Genomic DNA, 19,045 nt, shown 5'->3' with positions numbered 1-19,045 from the left:
TATATCTGCTACCGCGGGGTGCTACAGACAGACCCACCACGGCAGGCCGCTAGGAGCTCACTAGCATTCGCTTTCTCCTGTTGGCTCCATTATGAGCTATGCACCGCACCACGCCTAGACCCTATACTGTAAAAATAATCAGTATCCAGCAAGAGTTATGAACAACAGCGATGTCAGGAGGAATTATTGAAGCGCTAACACACGCGTATCAAAGCGCAGTGACTTATTTTGTGCTGCCACCCCTTTCTTGCGTACAATTGCCCGCCAACGCGCCCACCACTTCTGATAGCCACCATGGTAGGTCATGGTGCTACGGTTCATTTAGCAAATAGCCGCGATCAGAGGGCAATAGATGTGTGTACTTACATCGCATACCAAGTATGCAAGTGATTAATATGACGAAACAAAACCCAGCAGATGCGGCCCGCCGATTTTCCGTCGCCCCCATGATGGACTGGACGACCCGCGACTACCGCGCCTTCGCACGCACACTCACCAAGCGGGCGCTGCTGTATACCGAGATGGTGACCACGGGTGCGGTGCTGCATGGTTCTCCTCGCGAGCGCTTTTTGGGCTATAGCGAGGTGGAGCATCCGATTGCGTTGCAGTTGGGGGGCAGCGATGCGGGTGAGCTGGCGGAGTGCGCGGCGATTGCGCAGGCGTGGGGCTATGATGAGGTCAACTTGAACGTTGGCTGCCCCAGCGACCGGGTGCAGAACAATATGATTGGCGCGTGCCTAATGGGCCACCCTGAAAAAGTGGCCGCTGCGGTGAAGGCTATGCAGGCGGCGGTGTCGATTCCGGTCACGGTGAAGTGTCGTATTGGTATTGATGACCAAGATGAAGACGCAGATTTAGCGCGGTTTATTGATATTGTGGCCTCAGCAGGCTGTGAAGTGTTTACCGTGCACGCCCGCAAGGCGTGGCTGCAGGGGCTGTCGCCAAAAGAGAATCGCGATATTCCGCCGCTCAATTACCCTCGCGTGCACCGCTTAAAGCAGAGCCATCCTGAGCTGCATATTGGTATCAACGGCGGGATTAAAACTCTGGCGGAGTGCCAAGCGCAGCTTGAGCAGGTGGATAGCGTGATGGTGGGTCGTGAGGCGTACCAAAATCCGTGGCTACTAGCGGGTGTGGATGAGCACCTCTTTGGCGAGCCCGGCCCTGCCCGTACACGTTTGGAAGCGGCCACGGCGTTTCGCCCGTACATTCAGCAGCGGCTGGATGAAGGGGCCAAGCTGAACCACATTACGCGGCATTTGCTGGGGCTTTTCCAGGGCTGTCCTGGCGGGCGTCGATTCCGTCGTCATCTCTCGGAGCACGCACATAAAGAGGGTGCGGGCTTACGCTTGTTTGATGACGCGCTTGGCTTGGTTCGCGAGCCTGAGTTTGAAGCGGAGCCTATCGACGAGCAAATAAACAGCCAGCCCGTGACCTAACGGCCGACGGGCTGACGGTTTCACTAACGCCCAGCGATGTATCGTTGGGCGTTTTCTTTTGAGTGACTACTGCGCGCGAACGCCTTGCTCAATACGTTCACCTACTTCTTGGTCGATATTGCGCCAGTACTCAAAGGCGCGCTCCAAGACCGGCTCAGTCACGCCATCGGAAAGGTGCCCTACCACGTTGGAAACCAGCCGGTCGCGCTGAGCATCGTCCATCACCTCACGCACTAATGCGTGCGCTTGGCTCCAGTCATCGTCGTCTTTGCGCAGCGTATACGCGGCGCGCACGAATTGCCCATCCGTCGACCACACCGCATCTTCCGGGTAGCGCTGCCCGTCTGCCTTGGGGCCACCTTTGCTGTTAGGCGTGTACACCGGGTCGGTGGAGTGACGAATGCGCATTGCACCGCCCTGGCCATAGCTGTGCACGGGGCACTTAGGCGTATTAACCGGAATATGCTTGTAGTTCACCCCTAACCGCGCACGGTGGGCATCGGCGTAGGAAATAGAGCGAGCCAAGAGCATTTTATCCGGCGAAAGCCCGGTGCCCGGCACCATGTTGTTGGGCTCAAATGCCGCCTGCTCGATCTCGCTGTGGAAATCTGTGGGGTTGCGGTCTAGCGTTAGCTTGCCCACTTCAATCAGCGGGTACTCTTTATGCGACCACACTTTGGTAAGGTCGAAGGGGTTAACGCGGTAGGTCTTGGCATCCTCAAACGGCATGATCTGCATGTGCAGCGTCCAGGTAGGGTAATCCCCGCGCTTGATCGATTCGAACAGGTCGCGGCGGTGGTAATCCGCATCGCTGCCGGCCATCTGGTCGGCCTGCTCTTGGGTCATGCACTTAATGCCTTGATCGGTTTTAAAGTGATACTTCACCCAGAACCGTTCCCCCTCCTCGTTCACCCACATATAAGTGTGGCTGGAGTAGCCGTTCATATGCCGCCATGTGGCGGGCACACCGCGGTCGCCCATTAGCCACGCCACTTGGTGGGCGGATTCAGGCACCAGCGTCCAGAAGTCCCACTGCATATCGTGGTCGCGCAGGCCATTATCGGCGCGGCGCTTTTGGGAGTGAATGAAGTGCTGGAACTTCATTGGGTCACGCACAAAGAACACGGGGGTGTTGTTACCCACCATGTCAAAGTTGCCTTCTTCGGTGTAGAACTTAATCGAGAAGCCGCGCGGGTCGCGCCAGGTGTCTGGGCTACCGCTCTCCCCTGCCACGGTGGAAAAACGGATCAACACATCGGTTTTCGTGCCCGGCTGCAGAAATTTCGCTTTGGTGTAACGGCTAATATCTTGGCTGACTTCAAAATGACCAAAGGCACCGCTGCCTTTAGCGTGGGGCTGGCGGTCGGGGATCATCTCCCGGTTGAATGCCGCCATTTGTTCCATCAGGTAGTGATCGTGCATGACGATCGGGCCATCCGCGCCTACCGTCAGTGAATGCTCGTCGCTCGATACCGGAATACCTGCTTCATTAGTGGTGGGATGCTGGCTGCTGCTCATTGCTCTTCCTCCTTGTCACGCTCGACATGGCACGGTCTGTACCACTGGAAAGCACCGTCTTCTTAAGCCGTGTTTAACGTAGGCTAAGGCGGCACCCACACAGGTATAGTCAACAAGCCGTTGTCGCGCCATCCATGGCGCTGGATGCCGGGCTATTAGCCCAATAGCATTTATCTATCAAAAAGCATCAATACATCGCGTCTGGCGGAGGCGTTAAGCTGGACTGGAAGCTTTCGATGGCCGTCTCGGCCTCTTCGATCTCGTCGAAACGGGCAATGTGGTAGAGCGCTTCCCCTTCGTTGGCGAGCGGTAAGCGGCTCATGCCGATCACGATTCCGTCAGCCATGGAGCGCACTTCGTCTTCATCGTTGCCAAACGGATCCGCTACCTTGCCCAACACTTCGCCTTTGGCTACCCGTGCGCCTAAACGTACCTTGGGGCGTAAAATGCCGTCAATCGGCGCACGCGCCCAGCTAGAACCATTGGCAAGCTCTGCGGGTGCCACTGATCGGCGGCGCTGCTCGCCTGCTAGCATGCCCAAACGACGCATAACGCGTAGTACGCCTCTTACGCCGGGGGCAATCGCCCACTCGTCGAAACGCAGGGCTTCCCCTGCTTCATAAGTGAGTACCGGGATACCACGATTCTGGGCGTAGTGGCGCAGGCTGCCTTCGCGTAGTTCAGCGTTCAAAATCACCGGCGCGCCAAAGGCATCTGCCATGCGCTCGGTTTCGCTACCCGCACTCAGCTGGGCGCGGATTTGCGGCAAATTGGTACGGTGAATGGCACCGGTATGAAGGTCAATAATATGCGTGGCGTGGTCGACGATCTCTTCACGAAATAGAGCCGCGATACGGCCACCCAGCGAGCCTTTCTCACTCCCTGGGAAGCAGCGGTTCAAATCGCGCCGGTCTGGAAGATAGCGAGTCTGCTGTAAAAAGCCGAACACATTGACCACCGGCACGGCAATCAGCGTGCCGCGCAGGCTGTTAATCGCTTTGGAACGCAGCAAACGACGCACAATTTCCACGCCGTTGATTTCATCACCGTGGATACCGCCGCACACCAGCATCACCGGGCCCTCTTTACGGCCATGCACCACTTCGACCGGAATATGCAGCGGCGTATGGGTATATAGGCGCGCCACCGGCACATCAATTTGTAAACGTTGCCCAGGCATCACGGTATGCCCAGCTAGAGTGAAAGGTGCTCGCGCCATTGCCATTCCTTAAACGTACGATGAGACAGACCCTGACTAGCCAGAGCAGTGTGGCCACAGGATGTTAAAACAGCATTTTAAAACAGTGTTTTCAAATAAATCTTATACGCTTTTTAGCACCAAATAACGAGCTTGATAACCTGTATTATCAACTTAAGCGACTATCCATACAGTTTTGAATGTAAAAGAGGCATCACTTCAGATAAAATAGCGTCATCACGTGTCGATATTGAGGTAATGGTTTCATGGCAAGAAAAACCAAAGCGGAGGCTGCTGCAACTCGCGAAGCGCTGTTGGATGCTGCTGAAGAGGTGTTTTTCGCTAAAGGCGTTGCGCGCACGTCGCTGGAGCAAATTGCCCGCCATGCCGGCCTTACTCGAGGCGCTGTCTATTGGCACTTCAAGAATAAAGGCGACCTGTTCATGGCGCTGGTGCAACGGGTTCGCATGCCCTTCCAGTCGCTAATGGAAGAGGTCAATAACACCGACCCAACGGTGTCGCCGCTGGAGGCTATTCGGCTTGCCTGCTTAGCGGGGTTAAACCGCTTGGAACAGCCCTCCCATCAACGCATCTTATCTATCTTGCTGCACCGCTGTGAGTTCTTTAGCGATATTAACCCTATCGAAATGCAGGACGAGATTGCTGAGGAGTGTTTCGATGAGATGCTGGCGGTTTTTCAGCTTGCTCAACAGCAACAGCTGCTACGCGAAGATATAACGCCCGAAGTGGCTACGCGGCTGATGCAGTCCACGCTGGGAGGCTTATTCCACGACTGGCTACGCAACCCCGACGCCTTCCGTCTTCGAGACCGCGGTGGCGAATTGATTAATGCCTTAATCACTATGCTTCAGCGCTAGTCGTCAACAACACTTCTCTACTGCACTGCAGCATTGCGCCTATACTGAGCTTACCTTTTGAAAGGAGCCGTGTATGGATGCATTAGAGTTTATCCGCGTACGCGAACTGGATATCGCCGTACGCATCTGGAACCCCACTGCGCCACGAACGCTGATTGCCTGGCACGGGCTTGCCCGCCACGGCGGTGATTTTGCCGCACTGGCCCAGGAACTGGGCAGCGAATGGCGGATTATCGCCCCAGACACACCGGGACGTGGGTTGTCCAGCTGGTCGCTGTTCCCCGCCCACGACTATCTCTACAGCCACTACATCACCATCGCCATTGCGCTGCTGGATCATTACCAGCTCGAACAGGTGGACTGGCTCGGCACGTCTATGGGCGGTTTGCTGGGCATGCTGATCGCCTCAGATGAGCAGCATCGCTCGCGCATATCCCGTCTGATTCTTAACGATGTAGGGCCAGAGTTAAACAAAGAGGGCTTGATTGCGCTCTCAAGTTACTTTGGCGTGACCCACCGCTTTAATAGCTTTGCTGATCTAAAAGCAGAGTTGACCAAACACTACGCCAGCTTCGGCATTACCAGCGAACAGGAGTGGCGCGCGTTGGCCCTTAATAGCGCCCGCCGCTTGCCCGATGGCAGTTGGACCTACCATTTCGACCCACGAATCGGCGAGCAGTTTATTCACGATACACCCCGGGATACCTGGGCCGACTGGGCGAAGATTCGCTGCCCGCTTATGGTAATTCGGGGCGAGACCTCGACACTGCTCGACGCCGAGACGCTACCCAAAATGGCCGACGTACAGCCATCGCTAACAACGTTGACCGCAGCGGGATGCGGGCATGCACCGATGCTCAATTGCCCTGAACAGGTCACGCCCATCCGCCATTTCCTCAATACTCCGCTGAGCCATCATCGCGAGCATGAACCTATCGCCACCGCCTCGCCCTCTCTACTGAACTGGCTGACGAAACAGTGGCGGCACTGGTTTCATTGACGCAAGCACGTATCAGGTGGAGTAACCGTTGGGGTGGTGCTTATGCTGCAGGCGAAGCTTATTGATACGCACACGCGTATCCAGGTAATGCTGTTCTAAAACGCTGCGATATGCACCCTCCTCGGCCAAATACTTCACCAGCACACGGCGCTCGCCTGGCTGTGGGCAATCGCCAGCCTTGCAGTGCAGCCTGACCGTACTGTTGGGTTCATTGAGCAGTGTGGCGCTCGCAGACTCATCGTTTTGACGCTCCGCGACGACGACTGTCGCCCCCAGCAAGCAGCGGCGCTTGAAGGGTTGGTAGCGGTGAAGCGCACGCTGAATAGCATGGCACACAGCCGCGGCTATCGGTGAAGCCACTGCCAGCGACGCCCACACCACCAGTACGCCCACCGGCACTCTCAGCATCCCCAGCGACAGCCAGCGCAGCGCAAGCAGCTCAGTCGCCAGCGACAGCGCCCCGGCAAACAGCACCAAAAAGCTAAGCGCCAGCGTGGCAGGAACGCCCGCAAACCCAAGAGATACCAACGTGCTGGCCATATGGTCATCGCGCAAACTATCGCGTTCAAATAGCTCTAACGGAGCTAGCCGGACCAGTACCAGCAGCCAGTAAAGCGCGATGAGCGCCAACAGAAAGGTAAAAACGATGGTAGGAAACTGCAGAGCAGCAGAAATAAACGTTTGCATGGCGTGTTCTCCTCTGAGCATGTTGCCCAGTGTTGTTTTCGCCTGACCGAAGCTTTATTTATTAGCGTTTATTAGCACAAGCTGAAAACGATGGTCACTTCATTAGCGTAGCTCATCTTATTGGCTTATAAAGCGCTCCGATTGATCCTTGTCAGTTAGCTGGCAAAAAAAACGGGCACCCTGTTATCAGGGTGCCCGTGGTAGGCCTAACGAAGACGGTTAAGAGTGCTCGTGGCCCAGCGCGGCTTGCTCTTGGCTAACCTTGTTGGGATGCCGCTTGCGGTAAAGCCAATCCGATACCGTCGCGATCATGGCATAGAAACTGGGAATAAACAGACTGCCCAGAATCGCCACCGACGCCATCCCCATCGCCACCGTCGTACCGATATGGTGGCTGCTGACATCACTGGCACCGGTTGCCAATGCCAACGGCAAGGTACCGAAAATAAACGCCAGCGAGGTCATCACAATGGGGCGGAAACGCAGCTCAGCTGAAGTAATCGCCGCCTCGCGAATCGTTTTGCCAAGCTCCTTACGCTGCAGCTCAGCAAACTCGACAATCAAGATCGCGTTCTTCGCCGCCAAACCGACGACCACGAGCATGCCGATCTGAACGTAGACACTGGTATCCAGGCCACGCAGCACAATGCCACCAATACCGCCTAGGAAAGCAAAGGGCGTTGCGGTAAGTACCGCCAACGGCAACGACCAACTCTCGTACTGTGCCGCCAAAATCAGGAACACCATCAAGATACCGAACACAATCGCAAGCGTTGCGGTATTACCCAGGTTGGATTCCTGATACGCCGTACCGGTCCAGCCCATGCCCCAGTTATCGCCCAGCGTCTCTTGAACCACTTCTTCCATGGCTGCGATGGCTTGGGCGGAGCTATAGCCCGCTGCCGGGTTACCCTGGAACTGAGCACCCGCATACACCCCAAACCGTGACACCACTGAAGGCCCCGTTTGGCGTTCCAGCGTCACAAATTCTGAGAGAGGAATGCGCTCGCCGTTACCACCGCGTACGTAAACGCTGTTCACGTCTTCAGGCGTTTTACGGAACTCGTCTTCGTTCTGTAAGTACACCTGGAAGTTGCGGTTTTGATAACTGAAGTAGTTCACAAACCCGTTACCAAACGTATTCGCCAGCGCGGAGTTGATGTTCTCCAGCGCGACGCCGTAGCTGAGCGCTTTTTGCTGATCGATGTCAGCCCGGTATGAGGGCACGTTCACGTTAAACGTACTGAACACTTGGTTTAGCACAGGGTGCTGGTTCGCGGCCTGCATGATCTGCAGCGAGGCTTCATACAGCTCCCGTGTGGAGGCACCGTCAAACGACTGCAGGTAGCCGGTGAAACCACCGGTAGTGGACAGCCCCATGATCGGCGGCACGTTAAAGGCCATCGCCGAACCACCATCAATGCTCGCACCCAGTTGCATAATGCGACCTACCAGCTCATTGGCGGTGAGTTCACGCTCGGCCCACGGCTTCATGTTGATAAACATAATGCCGCGTGCGGTGTTCACCGCGCTGGACAGAATGTCGTAGCCCGCCACCGCAGAGGAGTACTCTACCCCTGGGATCGCTTCGATCTGCTCGCTCAGTTCCGCCATGTACGCCTGCGTACGGCTCAGCGATGCGGCATCCGGCAAGGAGATACTGGCTAGCACGATCCCTTGGTCGGTTTCCGGCACCAGCGTCGAGGGCGTATTCGCATACAGCCAATAGGAACCCGCGCCGACGGCAACGGTAAGCGCCAAGGCCAGCACCCAGAAGTGCACCAGCTTCTTCACAAACCACATATACACGGCGGTAAAGCCCGCAAAGAAGCGGTCAAACAGACGCAGCGGCGTGGTGATCGCGCGCTTAAACGCCGATTGCTTGGTTTTATGCAGGTTGTGCTTGATGAAGATAGCCGATAGGGCCGGGGTAAAGGTCAATGCCATCAGCGCGGATAACGCTACCGAAATAGCCACGGTAATCGCGAACTGCTGATAGATTTGACCAGTAAAACCACCCAGGAAGGCCACCGGCACAAAGACCGCTGCCATGATCAGCGAGGTCGCAATAACCGGTCCACCAACCTCCTTCATGGCCCGAATCGTCGCATCCCGAACGCTAATATCATCCTCTTCGCTGAGTACCCGCTCAACGTTCTCGACCACCAGGATCGCGTCATCCACCACGATACCTATCGAGAGCACCAGAGCGAACAGCGTCAGCAAGTTGATCGAGAAATCGAACAGATAGAAGCCCGCGAAGGTACCAATTACCGATACCGGCACCACCGACATCGCGATGACGGTAAAGCGCCAGTTCTGCAGAAAGATAAACAGAATCACGATAACGATCAGGAACGCTTCGATAAACGTCTTGATCACCGTTTCTACCGAAGCATCAATGAACAGCGTCGTATCGTAAGGAGTCACGTACTCGAGCCCTGGCGGGAAACGTTCCGCCAGCTCTTCCATCGTGGCACGCACCGCATCAGCGGTTTCTAGCGCGTTTGCCCCTGGCTGCTGGTTGATGATAATCGGCGTCATAGCATCGCCATTCAGGCGTGCATCGACCCCGTAAAAGGAAGCACCCAGCTCGATACGTGCGACGTCTTCCAGGCGCAGCGACGAGCCATCCGGATTGGTACGTAGGAAGATTTCACGGAAATCATCCGTGCTCGACAGTCGTCCACCGGCGGTGATGGTATAGGTATAAGCACGCGGCTCGCTTTGCGGCGTGGCGGCCAAGTTACCGGCTGGAATTTCGGTATTCTGGGCACGAATGGCATTCGCCACTTCGCTGGGCGTTAAGTCGTACTGCGCCAGTTTGTCAGGGTCCATCCAGATACGCATGGCGAATTCACCGCCACCCAGTACTTCAGCGTTACCTACCCCCGGTACTTGGCGCAGCTCATCTAGAATGTTGAGCGTGGCGTAGTTCTGCATGTAGACCTTGTCGTAATCCCCGCTTTGCGAGGTCAAGGCCACCAGCATCAAGATAGAGTCTGAGCGAAGTTCAACGGTAACACCCTGGGACTGCACGGCCTCGGGCAACTGCGAAAGCGCTCCCTGCACACGGTTATTGACGTTAATCGTGTTGATATCGCCATCTGTACCGATGTTGAACGCCACGCTTAAGCTCATGGTGCCGTTGTCGGCGCTATTAGAGGTCATGTACAGCATGTCCTCAACGCCGTTAATGGCCTCTGCCAACGGTGCAGCCACCGTTTGTGCTACGGTCTCAGCATCCGCCCCTGGGAACTGGGCTTGTACCGCCACCGTAGGCGGTACGACACTGGGATACTGCTCTATGGGCAGCACCCGCATCGACATCACGCCCACCAGCGTCACGATAATGGCCAGTACCGTGGCAAAAATCGGACGACTGATAAAGAAGTTAGAGAAATTCATTATTGCGCGCCCTCTTCCCCTTCAGCAGCGGGTTGTGCGCCATCAGCTTCTTGCATCGCCTCGGCCGCCTGCGCTTCTTCTTGGGCTTCTTCCTGCTCAACCTCTTCCACCACGTTAGATGCATCACCATCAAACGACTGGGGATCAATGAGAACACCCGCTTGTAAACCCGCGGGGTCGCCCACAACCACACGGTCACCTGGCTCTAGGCCATTGCGGATAATTTGCCACGGGCCCGCTACCTCACCCAGCTGTACAGTGCGCTCACGGGCCTTGTTTTCGTCATCCAGCACGTACACTAAAGGCCCCATCAGACCTTGAGTGACGGCAATTTCAGGCACGGCTAGCACGTCAAAGCGTTTCAAGCCTTCAATGCGAACGCGCACAAACTGTCCTGGCAAAACCTCACCATCCGGGTTGGCAAACGTCGCCGATGCCTGAACCGTACTGGTACCCGTGTCTACGCGTGAGCTCAGGAAGTCCAGACGGCCTTCAAGCTCACTGCCTTCGCTTCCATCCAGGCCAGGGACACGCAGGCGGGCGGTAATATCAGACGCGTTGCCGCTATTGCCGAGTTGGCGACGCAGCTCAAACGCATCACGCTGAGGTAGTTGAAAGCGAACTTCCAGCGGGTCCAGCGGCGTTATCGTGGCTAGTTCAGTGCCCGAGTTAACCAAGTTACCAACGTTAATCTGGCTTAGGCTGATCATGCCAGAGACCGGGGCGGTCACATTGGAGTAGCCTAAATCCAGATTAGCGCTGGTGAGCGCTGCTTCTGCCTGGGCAACGTTAGCTTGCGCCACGCGCTGCTCGGCCAGTGCTTGGTCGTACTGTTGACGGCTGACAGAGTTCTGGCTGAGCAGCTGTTCAAAACGCTGGGCATCACGCTGGGCACGGGCTAGCTCAGCGCGGGCACTTTGCAGGTCCGCTTCACGCTGATTAACGGTGGCCTGATACAAGTCGGGCTCAATGGTATAAAGCTGGTCGCCCTGCTCCACCATTTGGCCCGGCTCGAAATGCCGCTCCTCCAGAAAACCGCTCACTCGCGCCACCAGCGTCACTTCGCTGTCGCTGCGCAGCAGCGACGGGTACGATTTATCCAGCGGTATGTCTTGACGCGCTATCTCAGTGACTTCCACCGGGTGGGGCGGCGCTTCCTGCTGCTGGCCCTGCTCTTCTTGTGGCTGCTCCTGACCACATGCCGTAAGCGCCAACGCGGCTATCAGCGTCACTAAACTCGCTCTACCTGAGTGAATCACTCTTTTCATGCGTCGATTTCCCATTCATTTTTCTAAACATTAACCGGTAGCCACAGTGGCACGCACAGCGATGGTTAAGCGCCTGGCGTCGGCGGTGCGCCAATATCCATGGCGCGCTGATAGGTGTCGGGTTCGCCGCTTTCCGGCAGGGTGAAGTTGACATCATCGCCGGTGAGCCATGCGTTCACTTCTTCAATGGCTTCCACGTCGAGCAGACCCGATTGCTGGCGCAGCGACAGCAGATTGACCACGTAGTCGTAACGCGCTTCTGCGTAGTTCGCGATGGCGTTGTAGAGATTCTGCTCGGCGTTCAGCACGTCCACGATGTTACGTGTGCCCACTTCGTAACCGGCGCGAGTCGCTTCCAGGGCGCTTCGGTTGGAAACAATCGCCTGTTGGCGAGCTTCGACCGTTTCAACGTTGTTACTCACCTGGGTGTAAAGCGAGCGCACCTGCTGGATGGTGGTACGGCGCTGAGACTCGAAGTCGTACTGGCTGCTTTCCAGTTGGAAGGTGCCCTGGCGAATGCTGGCACTGGTGCTGCCGCCAGTGTAAATCGGCACGTTCGCTGAGACGCCTACCTGGGCGGAGGTGTCGTAGCCGCTGACCAAATCGCTGTCGCTATCGGCATACTGATAGTTGGCAAACGCTTGAACCGTAGGCAAGCGGCCCGCACGCGCAAGCTCCACACCCACGCGGGACACTTCAATACCTGCCTGCTGGGCAAGCACCTGAGGGTTACGCTCAAGGGCTTGCTCTACCCAGTAGTTACGATCAGTGGGGGTTGGCAACGCAATGGGCATACTGTCGCCAAGGGCTTCAATGCTGGCGTAACGCTGGCCAGTGAGCTGCTCTAACACCTCAAACGCGACTTGTAGGTTACTCTCTGCGGCAATGCGGTCTGCGCGAGACTGATCGAAGCTCGCCCGCGCTTCTTCCACTTCGGTAATAGCAATCAGACCCACTTCAAACTGCTCACGGGCTTGCTCAAGCTGTCGGCCAATGGCGCGCTCTTGCGCCAGCCGCGCTTCTAATACCTCGTGAGCACGTAAGATATCAAAATAAGCACTGGCAACATCGATCAGCAGCTGCTGTTCGGTGGCGGCCAGTAAATAAACCTGCTGGTCGATCTGGCGCTCTGTTTGGCTCACTTCCTGTCGCGTCACGGCGTTGAACAGCGCCTGAGTGGCTTCTAGCGTAAGCGACACAGTATTGTAGCTATCATCGTTGACACCCACGCCCGCGCTGGCCCCTGTCTCCGTTCCGGTGCCAACAGAGCGAGCAGAGCCCTGGCTCTCAAACTGCTGGTTGTGAACCGCACTGCCCGAAGCATTTACCTGAGGCAAAAGCCCACCGCGGGCTACGTCTCGCGCCGCTTCTACGCTGGAAAATTCAGACCGGGCCGATGCCAGTGCCGCATTATTATTCAGCGCATCACGAGTAATAGTTACCAGGTCCGCCGCTTGGGCAGGCAAGATAAAAGAAGACGTGAGCACTGCTAACAGCAGCGGACGAAGGGGGGCATTGACTGCCCAGTGTGCTAGTCGCATGGGATTGCCTCTAGGTGTCAACGTAAGAGCGCGCGGTAGAGCGCTATTCTGAAAGAGTGGCATTATAGTTACATTCATGTATGTATGCTAGACTTGAACTTGGCAAATTTGTGTGTACAACACGCTTGTCAAGCCAATCATTCCTTACCTTAGTCCAAGGCACCGTTGGCTGAGGCGCTTTCGCTACGACGCTTACGCCATTGCCGAGGGTCGATGCCCCACTTATGTAGCCTAGATGCCAACGTAGTGGGCTTAATGCCTAGCAATTCGGCAGCGCCACCTACGCCAGAAATCTTGCCATTGGCCGCTTCTAGCGCTTTTAAAACATTGTCGCGCTGGTGCTGGCACACGGCTTGTTCTGTCATTGGGAAGTCGGGCGACACGGCCTTATCCTGCGCCTCAACGTTTAAGCTAGTGTGACGTTGCGGTGCCTCTGTGAGTAAAAGATCATCAAACGAGAGCCGCTGATCCTGGGTGACAATCACCTGGCGCTCAATCACGTTTTCAAGCTCGCGGATATTGCCGGGCCATGGGTAGCGGGTCAGTACCTCTAGCTGTGCCGGTGGAATGCGCACCCCCGGCTTATTGAATTTCAGGCAGGCACGATGCAAAAAGTGGCGCGCCAGCAGCGGAACATCTTCTATACGCTTGCGCAGCGGTACGGAATCGATGGGAAAAACGTTTAAGCGAAAATAGAGATCTTCACGAAACCCGCCAGCATCAATCATCTCTTTAAGCTCACGGTTGGTCGCAGCAATAACCCGCACATCCACTTCGCGGGTGCGGTTATCCCCCACCCGCTCGAACTGCTGATCTTGCAGCACGCGCAGCAACTTACTTTGCAGCTCCAGCGGGATCTCCCCCACCTCATCCAGAAACAGCGTGCCGCCGTGGGCCAACTCAAAGCGCCCTGGCCGGTCTTGTACCGCACCGGTAAACGCGCCTTTTACATGGCCAAAAAACTCACTCTCAAATAGATCACGGGGAATCGCGGCACAGTTCACGCGGATCAATGGCCGGTCGCTGCGGGTACTGCCCGCATGAATCGCCCGGGCAATCAGCTCCTTGCCAGTGCCGGACTCACCGCTAATCAGCACGTTGGCGCTGGTCGGCGCGACCATGGCAATCTGCTGAATTAGCTTGGCAACCGCCGGGCTGTTGCCGACGATATTGCGGTGGTTCACCTCCGCTTTAATCTCCTCCTGCAGGTACTGGTTCTCCAACTCCAACCGACGCTTGAGCGACTCCACCTCTTCCAACGCATCGCGCAGCTGCTGCTCGGCGCGCTTACGCTCGCGAATATCGCGAAACAGCACAACGGCCCCTACTAGGCGGCCCATTTCAAAAATCGGTGTACTGGTGTACTCCACGGGAATGGCTTCACCGTTTTTATGCCAGAACACTTCGTCATCCACATGGTGCACCTGGCCATCACTAAACGAGGCGTGAATAGGGCACTGCTGTACTGGAAAGTGGCTGCCATCGGCGTGGGTGTGGTGAAACATTAAATGCGCATCGTGGCCCACCATATCCTCCGTGCTCCAGCCGAGAATGCGTTCGGCGGCTGGGTTTACAAAGGTGGTTTTACCCTCCGCATCCAAGCCGTAAATACCCTCCCCGGCAGCGCTGAGAATCAGCTGATTCTGCTTTTCAATACGCTCAAATACCTGCTCGACCCGCTGCCAGCCCACCTCCCCCTGGCGGTGCTGGCGGCTAAGCTCCGCCTTAGCGCGGCGCTGCTCGGCTTTATTTCGATCAATCACCGTCAGCAATAGCTGAGAGGAGTCGTGTAAGCGTTGCCCATAGACCTCGACACGGCGAGGCTGGCGCACGCTATCCAGCAGCACTAAATCATCCGACCACCCTTGGCCGGTGGTCAGCACTTCGTCGGTAAAGCTGACCCATAGCGGCAATGAAGCGCTTAAACGGTGGCTAAAAGGGGTCGCGAGCGGCTGCTCATGATGAATCAACAGCAGTTGGCACGCGGCGGTATTGGCGTCGATTAAGCGGTCATTGAGTGGATCAATAATCACCATGGCCAGCGGCGTGTGGTGCGCCATCAGCGTTAAGGGCGGGTGAGCGTCATCTTTCAGGGTGGCAGCGTGCATCGCAGGCTCCTCATTTACCAGCAGGATGTCGCTTACTCCATACAAACAACGGGCCAATCACGAACTTTCGTTATTTAAACAACGAAATATCGTTATTAACGAAATTTCGTTACTTATTCTCTTTCACTAAACGTCAACCTGAAAAAATACAAACCACTGAAATATATAAATAAAAATAAAAAACAGCCGTTATGGCACGTAAGTCGCTATCTACTAAGTAGCGCCGCAGGGACACGTTTCGCACCAAGACGGCGCAGCCTAAAGCCCTTTTGCTCCTGTGAGGTGAACGTCCATGAAAGATAACAACGACCACAGCAGTCTTGGCAACCCGTTTGATCATCGCCAATCACTGATTCACGGACGGCAGTGCGATTGTCATCAGTGCCACTCTTCCCAACCCAGCATTATTACGTCGTCTACTCAGCCAACCGCGAAGACAGCAGCGTCCACGCCGAGCAGTGCCGATGATGTGATGGATCGCATGGTCGAAAGCGCGCTGGTGCGCGGCATGTTTGGCCATAGCGACATGCACCGCCGCCAGTTTATGAAGCTGGTAGGTGGCGGCACCGCCGCCGCCGCTCTGGCGAGCCTGTTCCCCCTGGATTCGATTAAAGCTGCGGTGAAAGAGAGTTTAGGGCCGCTTGAGAAAACTCAGCTTAATGTCGGCTTCGTTCCGATTACCTGTGCCACGCCCATCATCATGGCCCACCCGATGGGCTTTTATGAGCGCTACGGCCTGGATGTCTCGGTGATTAAAACCGCAGGCTGGGCGGTGGCACGGGATAAATCGCTGAACCGCGAATACGACGCGGCGCACATGCTAACGCCCATGCCGCTGGCCATGACCCTCGGTGCAGGCTCTACCCCTGAGCCGTTCATTATGCCTGCGGTAGAAAATATCAACGGTCAGGCAATTGTGCTGCATAACGACCACCTGGATAAGCGCGACCCGCAGCAGTGGAAAGGCTTCATTTTTGGCGTACCGTTCGAGTACTCCATGCACAACTTCCTACTGCGCTACTACGTGGCCGAGCACGGCCTAGACCCGGATCAAGATATCCAGATTCGGGTGATTCCGCCCCCCGAAATGGTCGCCAACCTGCGGGCAGGCAATATCGACGGCTTCTTATCCCCCGACCCCTTCAACCAGCGCGCGGTGTTTGAACGCATCGGCTTTATTCACCTGTTGACCAAAGAGATTTGGGACGGCCACCCCTGCTGCGCCTTTGCCACCAGCGCCCGCTTTGCTCGCGAAAACCCGAACACCTACGGTGCGCTGCTGCGGGCGATTATCGATGCCACCCAGTACTCCTCCGACCCCGCGAATCGTTCAGAGATCGCGGAAGCCATCGCACCCACGAACTATCTCAACCAGCCGGTCACGGTGATTGAGCAGGTACTCACCGGGCGCTTTGCCGACGGTTTAGGCGGCGTGCAGAACGTGCCGGACCGCATTGATTTCGACCCCTTCCCCTGGCACTCCATGGCGGTGTGGATCCTCACGCAAATGAAGCGCTGGGGCTATATCGAAGGCGACGTGGATTATCAGCAGATTGCTCGGGATGTGTACCTGGCCACTGATGCTCAAACCGTGATGCGTGAGCTTGGCTACGACGCCCCGGAAGAGACCGCTCGCAACTACCAAATCATGGGTAAAACCTTTGATTACACCCAGCCTGAAGCGTACGTCGAAAGCTTCGCTATTCGGAGGGGCTAACCATGGATCGCACCACCACCGAATGGAAATTAAGCCTTAATGCTCGTGCCACGATTCTCGCCATTATGCTGCTCGTGGTTGGCCTGGGCGTCTGGGAAGGATTAAACCAATCGCCACTCCTGGGCGGCGGCGAAGCGCTAAGCGAGTATGAGCAGCTGCTGGCAGGCGCCGATGAGAGCGCCAAAGTACCGCCGCCCTCGGAAATCGCCGTGAAAGCATGGCAGGAGCTCTCTAACCCCTTTTACGATGCAGGCCCCAACGACAAAGGCATTGGCATTCAGTTGGGCTACTCGCTCTACCGCGTGCTCAGCGGCTACCTGCTGGCCGCGCTGGTGGCAATTCCGATTGGCTTTTTAATTGGCATGTCGCCCCTGGCGTACAAAGCGCTCAACCCGTTTATTCAGGTGCTGCGGCCTATCTCGCCGCTGGCCTGGATGCCGCTGGCGCTGTTCATCATTCGCGACTCTGAAGCCTCCGCCATCTTCGTGATCTTTATCTGCTCTATTTGGCCAATGCTGCTTAACACTGCCTTTGGCGTGGCAGGCGTGCGCAACGACTGGGTCAACGTGGCCCGCACCCATGAGCTGTCGTCGCTGCAAACGGCCTTCAAGGTGATTCTGCCTGCGGCCGCACCCACCATTCTGACCGGCATGCGCATCTCCATCGGCATCGCCTGGCTGGTTATCGTAGCCGCTGAGATGCTCGTCGGTGGCACCGGCATTGGCTACTACGTCTGGAACGAGTGGAACAACCTCGATTTAACCAGCGTGATCTTCTCCATCCTGATGATCGGCGTGGTGGGCATGCTGCTGGATATGTCGCTTGCCTATATTGCCCGCTTTGTCACTTACGCCGAATAAGGAGCCGACCATGAGTCATGCTTTTGTAGAGGTACAAAAAGCCGCCAAGCGCTTCCCCGGAGCCAGTAAAGAGGCGGAACCGCTGACGGTATTTGAGAACATTAGCTTTCAGCTCAAGAAGGGCGAGTTTGTATGCATCATCGGCCACTCTGGCTGCGGTAAATCCACCATTATGAACGCGCTCGCCGGGCTGGATCAGTTCTCGGAAGGCTCCATGGTGATGGAGAACAAAGAGATCAGCGGCCCTGGCCTTGAGCGTGGCGTGGTGTTTCAAAACTACAGCCTGCTGCCCTGGCTCACCGCGCTGGAGAACGTTCGCTTTGGCGTACGCGCCCGCTGGAAAGGGTGGAGCGACCGAGAAGTCACCGACCACAGCATGAAGTACCTAGAGATGGTCGGCTTGAAAGAGGTGGTAGACCGCAAGCCCTCCCAGCTCTCTGGCGGTATGCGCCAGCGGGTGAGCATCGCCCGGGCGTTTGCCACCAAGCCCAAACTGCTGCTGTTGGATGAGCCGTTTGGCGCGCTGGATGCGCTGACCCGAGGGGTGATTCAAGACGAGCTGATCAAAATCTGGAGCAAAGATCAGCAAACCGTGTTCATGATCACCCACGATGTGGACGAAGCGATCTTACTGGCCGACCGCATCTTCCTGATGACTAACGGCCCCCAGGCGCGCATCGCCGAAGCGGTGGAGATAGACCTACCCAGGCCACGCCAGCGGGCGAGCATCGTCAAACACCCGCACTTCTACAAAATTCGTAATTACCTGGTCGATTTCCTGGTGAACCGCTCCAGCGAGCTGCGCACCCAGGAGTTCGACGGCCAAGGCCTGCGCTATCCCACGCCGGTCAACCCGGTGCAACTAGAGGATGCCGAGGCCACCACTGATTCACCCCCGGCATCCCCTGCCACCGAACCACAAGAAAACCTAGTGAAGTTCACTCCCAAGGAGGTCCGTCATGGATAAGCTCGAAATGCGTCATACCCTGCTGGCTGCCAAAGCCCGTAAAAAAATGAGTTGGGACGACATTGCCAGCGCTGTCGGCATGTCACCGGTATGGGTCGCCTCTGCGTGTTACGGCATGAACAGCGCCAGCGCCGATATCGCCCATAAGCTCTGCGACGCGCTGGAAGTGGATGGCGACGTAGCCACTGCGCTCACGGCCTTCCCAACAAAAGCGTGGGATGAAGCCATCCCCCAAGACCCGTTCGTTTACCGTCTCTACGAAGTGGTTGGCGTGTACGGTGAAACGCTGAAAGACGTGGTGCAGGAGAAGTTCGGCGACGGCATCATGAGCGCCATCGACTTCACCATGGAAGTGGACAAAATCGAAGATCCGAAAGGCGACCGAGTACTGCTGACCCTGAACGGCAAATTCCTGCCTTATAAATCCTGGTAAGCAGCCTGCATAAAACACGCTAA

The 19,045-nt window shown here is 56.5% G+C and carries 14 protein-coding genes; 7 read left to right on the top strand and 7 right to left on the bottom strand.

Features of this window, described 5'->3' with window-relative positions:
* Positions 1–395 precede the first annotated feature (395 nt).
* On the top strand, positions 396–1,439 hold the full coding sequence (gene dusA, locus IEW65_RS02860; RefSeq protein ID WP_188638000.1) for a tRNA dihydrouridine(20/20a) synthase DusA: 1,044 nt from the start codon (positions 396–398) through the stop codon (positions 1,437–1,439).
* Positions 1,440–1,505: 66 nt separating this feature from the next.
* On the opposite strand, the gene IEW65_RS02855 is transcribed toward dusA, so the two are convergent.
* Together IEW65_RS02855 and IEW65_RS02850 are read right to left on the bottom strand one after the other, a co-directional pair.
* Positions 1,506–2,957, bottom strand: coding sequence for a catalase (locus IEW65_RS02855; RefSeq protein ID WP_188637999.1), 1,452 nt, complete (start codon positions 2,955–2,957; stop codon positions 1,506–1,508).
* A gap of 187 nt (positions 2,958–3,144) precedes the next feature.
* Positions 3,145–4,176 carry a succinylglutamate desuccinylase/aspartoacylase family protein gene (locus IEW65_RS02850; protein WP_188637998.1) on the bottom strand — a complete coding sequence of 344 codons (1,032 nt, stop codon included), beginning with the start codon at positions 4,174–4,176 and terminating at the stop codon, positions 3,145–3,147.
* A 245-nt stretch (positions 4,177–4,421) separates the two neighbouring features.
* Between IEW65_RS02850 and IEW65_RS02845 the strand changes: the two genes are divergently transcribed.
* Positions 4,422–5,033, top strand: a complete 612-nt coding sequence (locus tag IEW65_RS02845; RefSeq protein ID WP_188637997.1) for a TetR family transcriptional regulator — start codon at positions 4,422–4,424, stop codon at positions 5,031–5,033.
* 73 nt (positions 5,034–5,106) lie between these two features.
* Positions 5,107–6,033, top strand: coding sequence for an alpha/beta fold hydrolase (locus IEW65_RS02840; protein WP_188637996.1), 927 nt, complete (start codon positions 5,107–5,109; stop codon positions 6,031–6,033).
* A 12-nt stretch (positions 6,034–6,045) separates the two neighbouring features.
* Here the strand turns inward: IEW65_RS02840 and IEW65_RS02835 are convergent, their stop codons facing one another.
* The 5 genes from IEW65_RS02835 to IEW65_RS02815 all read right to left on the bottom strand — a co-directional run bounded on the left by IEW65_RS02835 (position 6,046) and on the right by IEW65_RS02815 (position 15,045).
* Entirely contained in the window at positions 6,046–6,720 is a 675-nt protein-coding gene (locus IEW65_RS02835) for a hypothetical protein (RefSeq protein ID WP_188637995.1), read from the bottom strand.
* A gap of 219 nt (positions 6,721–6,939) precedes the next feature.
* A complete protein-coding gene (locus tag IEW65_RS02830; RefSeq protein ID WP_188637994.1) occupies positions 6,940–10,128 on the bottom strand; it encodes an efflux RND transporter permease subunit in 3,189 nt (1,062 codons plus the stop codon).
* Positions 10,128–11,396 (bottom strand): efflux RND transporter periplasmic adaptor subunit, encoded by a 1,269-nt coding sequence (locus IEW65_RS02825; protein WP_188637993.1) that lies wholly within the window; start codon positions 11,394–11,396, stop codon positions 10,128–10,130. Before IEW65_RS02825 ends, IEW65_RS02830 begins: the two co-directional genes overlap by 1 nt.
* 65 nt (positions 11,397–11,461) lie before the next feature.
* The gene (locus IEW65_RS02820; RefSeq protein WP_188637992.1) at positions 11,462–12,937 is read right to left on the bottom strand and encodes a TolC family outer membrane protein; all 1,476 of its coding nucleotides are present in this window, start codon (positions 12,935–12,937) and stop codon (positions 11,462–11,464) included.
* A 149-nt stretch (positions 12,938–13,086) separates the two neighbouring features.
* Entirely contained in the window at positions 13,087–15,045 is a 1,959-nt protein-coding gene (locus IEW65_RS02815; protein ID WP_188637991.1) for a sigma 54-interacting transcriptional regulator, read from the bottom strand.
* A 292-nt stretch (positions 15,046–15,337) separates the two neighbouring features.
* Here IEW65_RS02815 and IEW65_RS02810 point away from each other — a divergent pair, with 292 nt between their 5' ends.
* Genes IEW65_RS02810 through cynS form a run of 4 tightly spaced genes read left to right on the top strand, consistent with a single transcriptional unit; the run spans position 15,338 to position 19,022 of the window.
* Entirely contained in the window at positions 15,338–16,762 is a 1,425-nt protein-coding gene (locus IEW65_RS02810; protein WP_188637990.1) for a CmpA/NrtA family ABC transporter substrate-binding protein, read from the top strand.
* A gap of 2 nt (positions 16,763–16,764) precedes the next feature.
* Complete coding sequence (gene ntrB / locus IEW65_RS02805) at positions 16,765–17,622, top strand: nitrate ABC transporter permease (protein WP_188637989.1); 858 nt, start codon at positions 16,765–16,767, stop codon at positions 17,620–17,622.
* Between the two features lie 10 nt (positions 17,623–17,632).
* Positions 17,633–18,589 (top strand): ABC transporter ATP-binding protein, encoded by a 957-nt coding sequence (locus tag IEW65_RS02800; RefSeq protein ID WP_188637988.1) that lies wholly within the window; start codon positions 17,633–17,635, stop codon positions 18,587–18,589.
* Entirely contained in the window at positions 18,582–19,022 is a 441-nt protein-coding gene (cynS, locus tag IEW65_RS02795; protein ID WP_188637987.1) for a cyanase, read from the top strand. The genes IEW65_RS02800 and cynS overlap by 8 nt, the downstream gene beginning before the upstream one ends.
* Positions 19,023–19,045: the final 23 nt, after the last annotated feature.

The organism is Vreelandella lutescens (assembly GCF_014640815.1).
GTDB lineage: Bacteria > Pseudomonadota > Gammaproteobacteria > Pseudomonadales > Halomonadaceae > Vreelandella > Vreelandella lutescens.
Note: the sequence above shows the minus strand (reverse complement) of the source record. Positions and strands in the feature narration are given on the sequence as shown.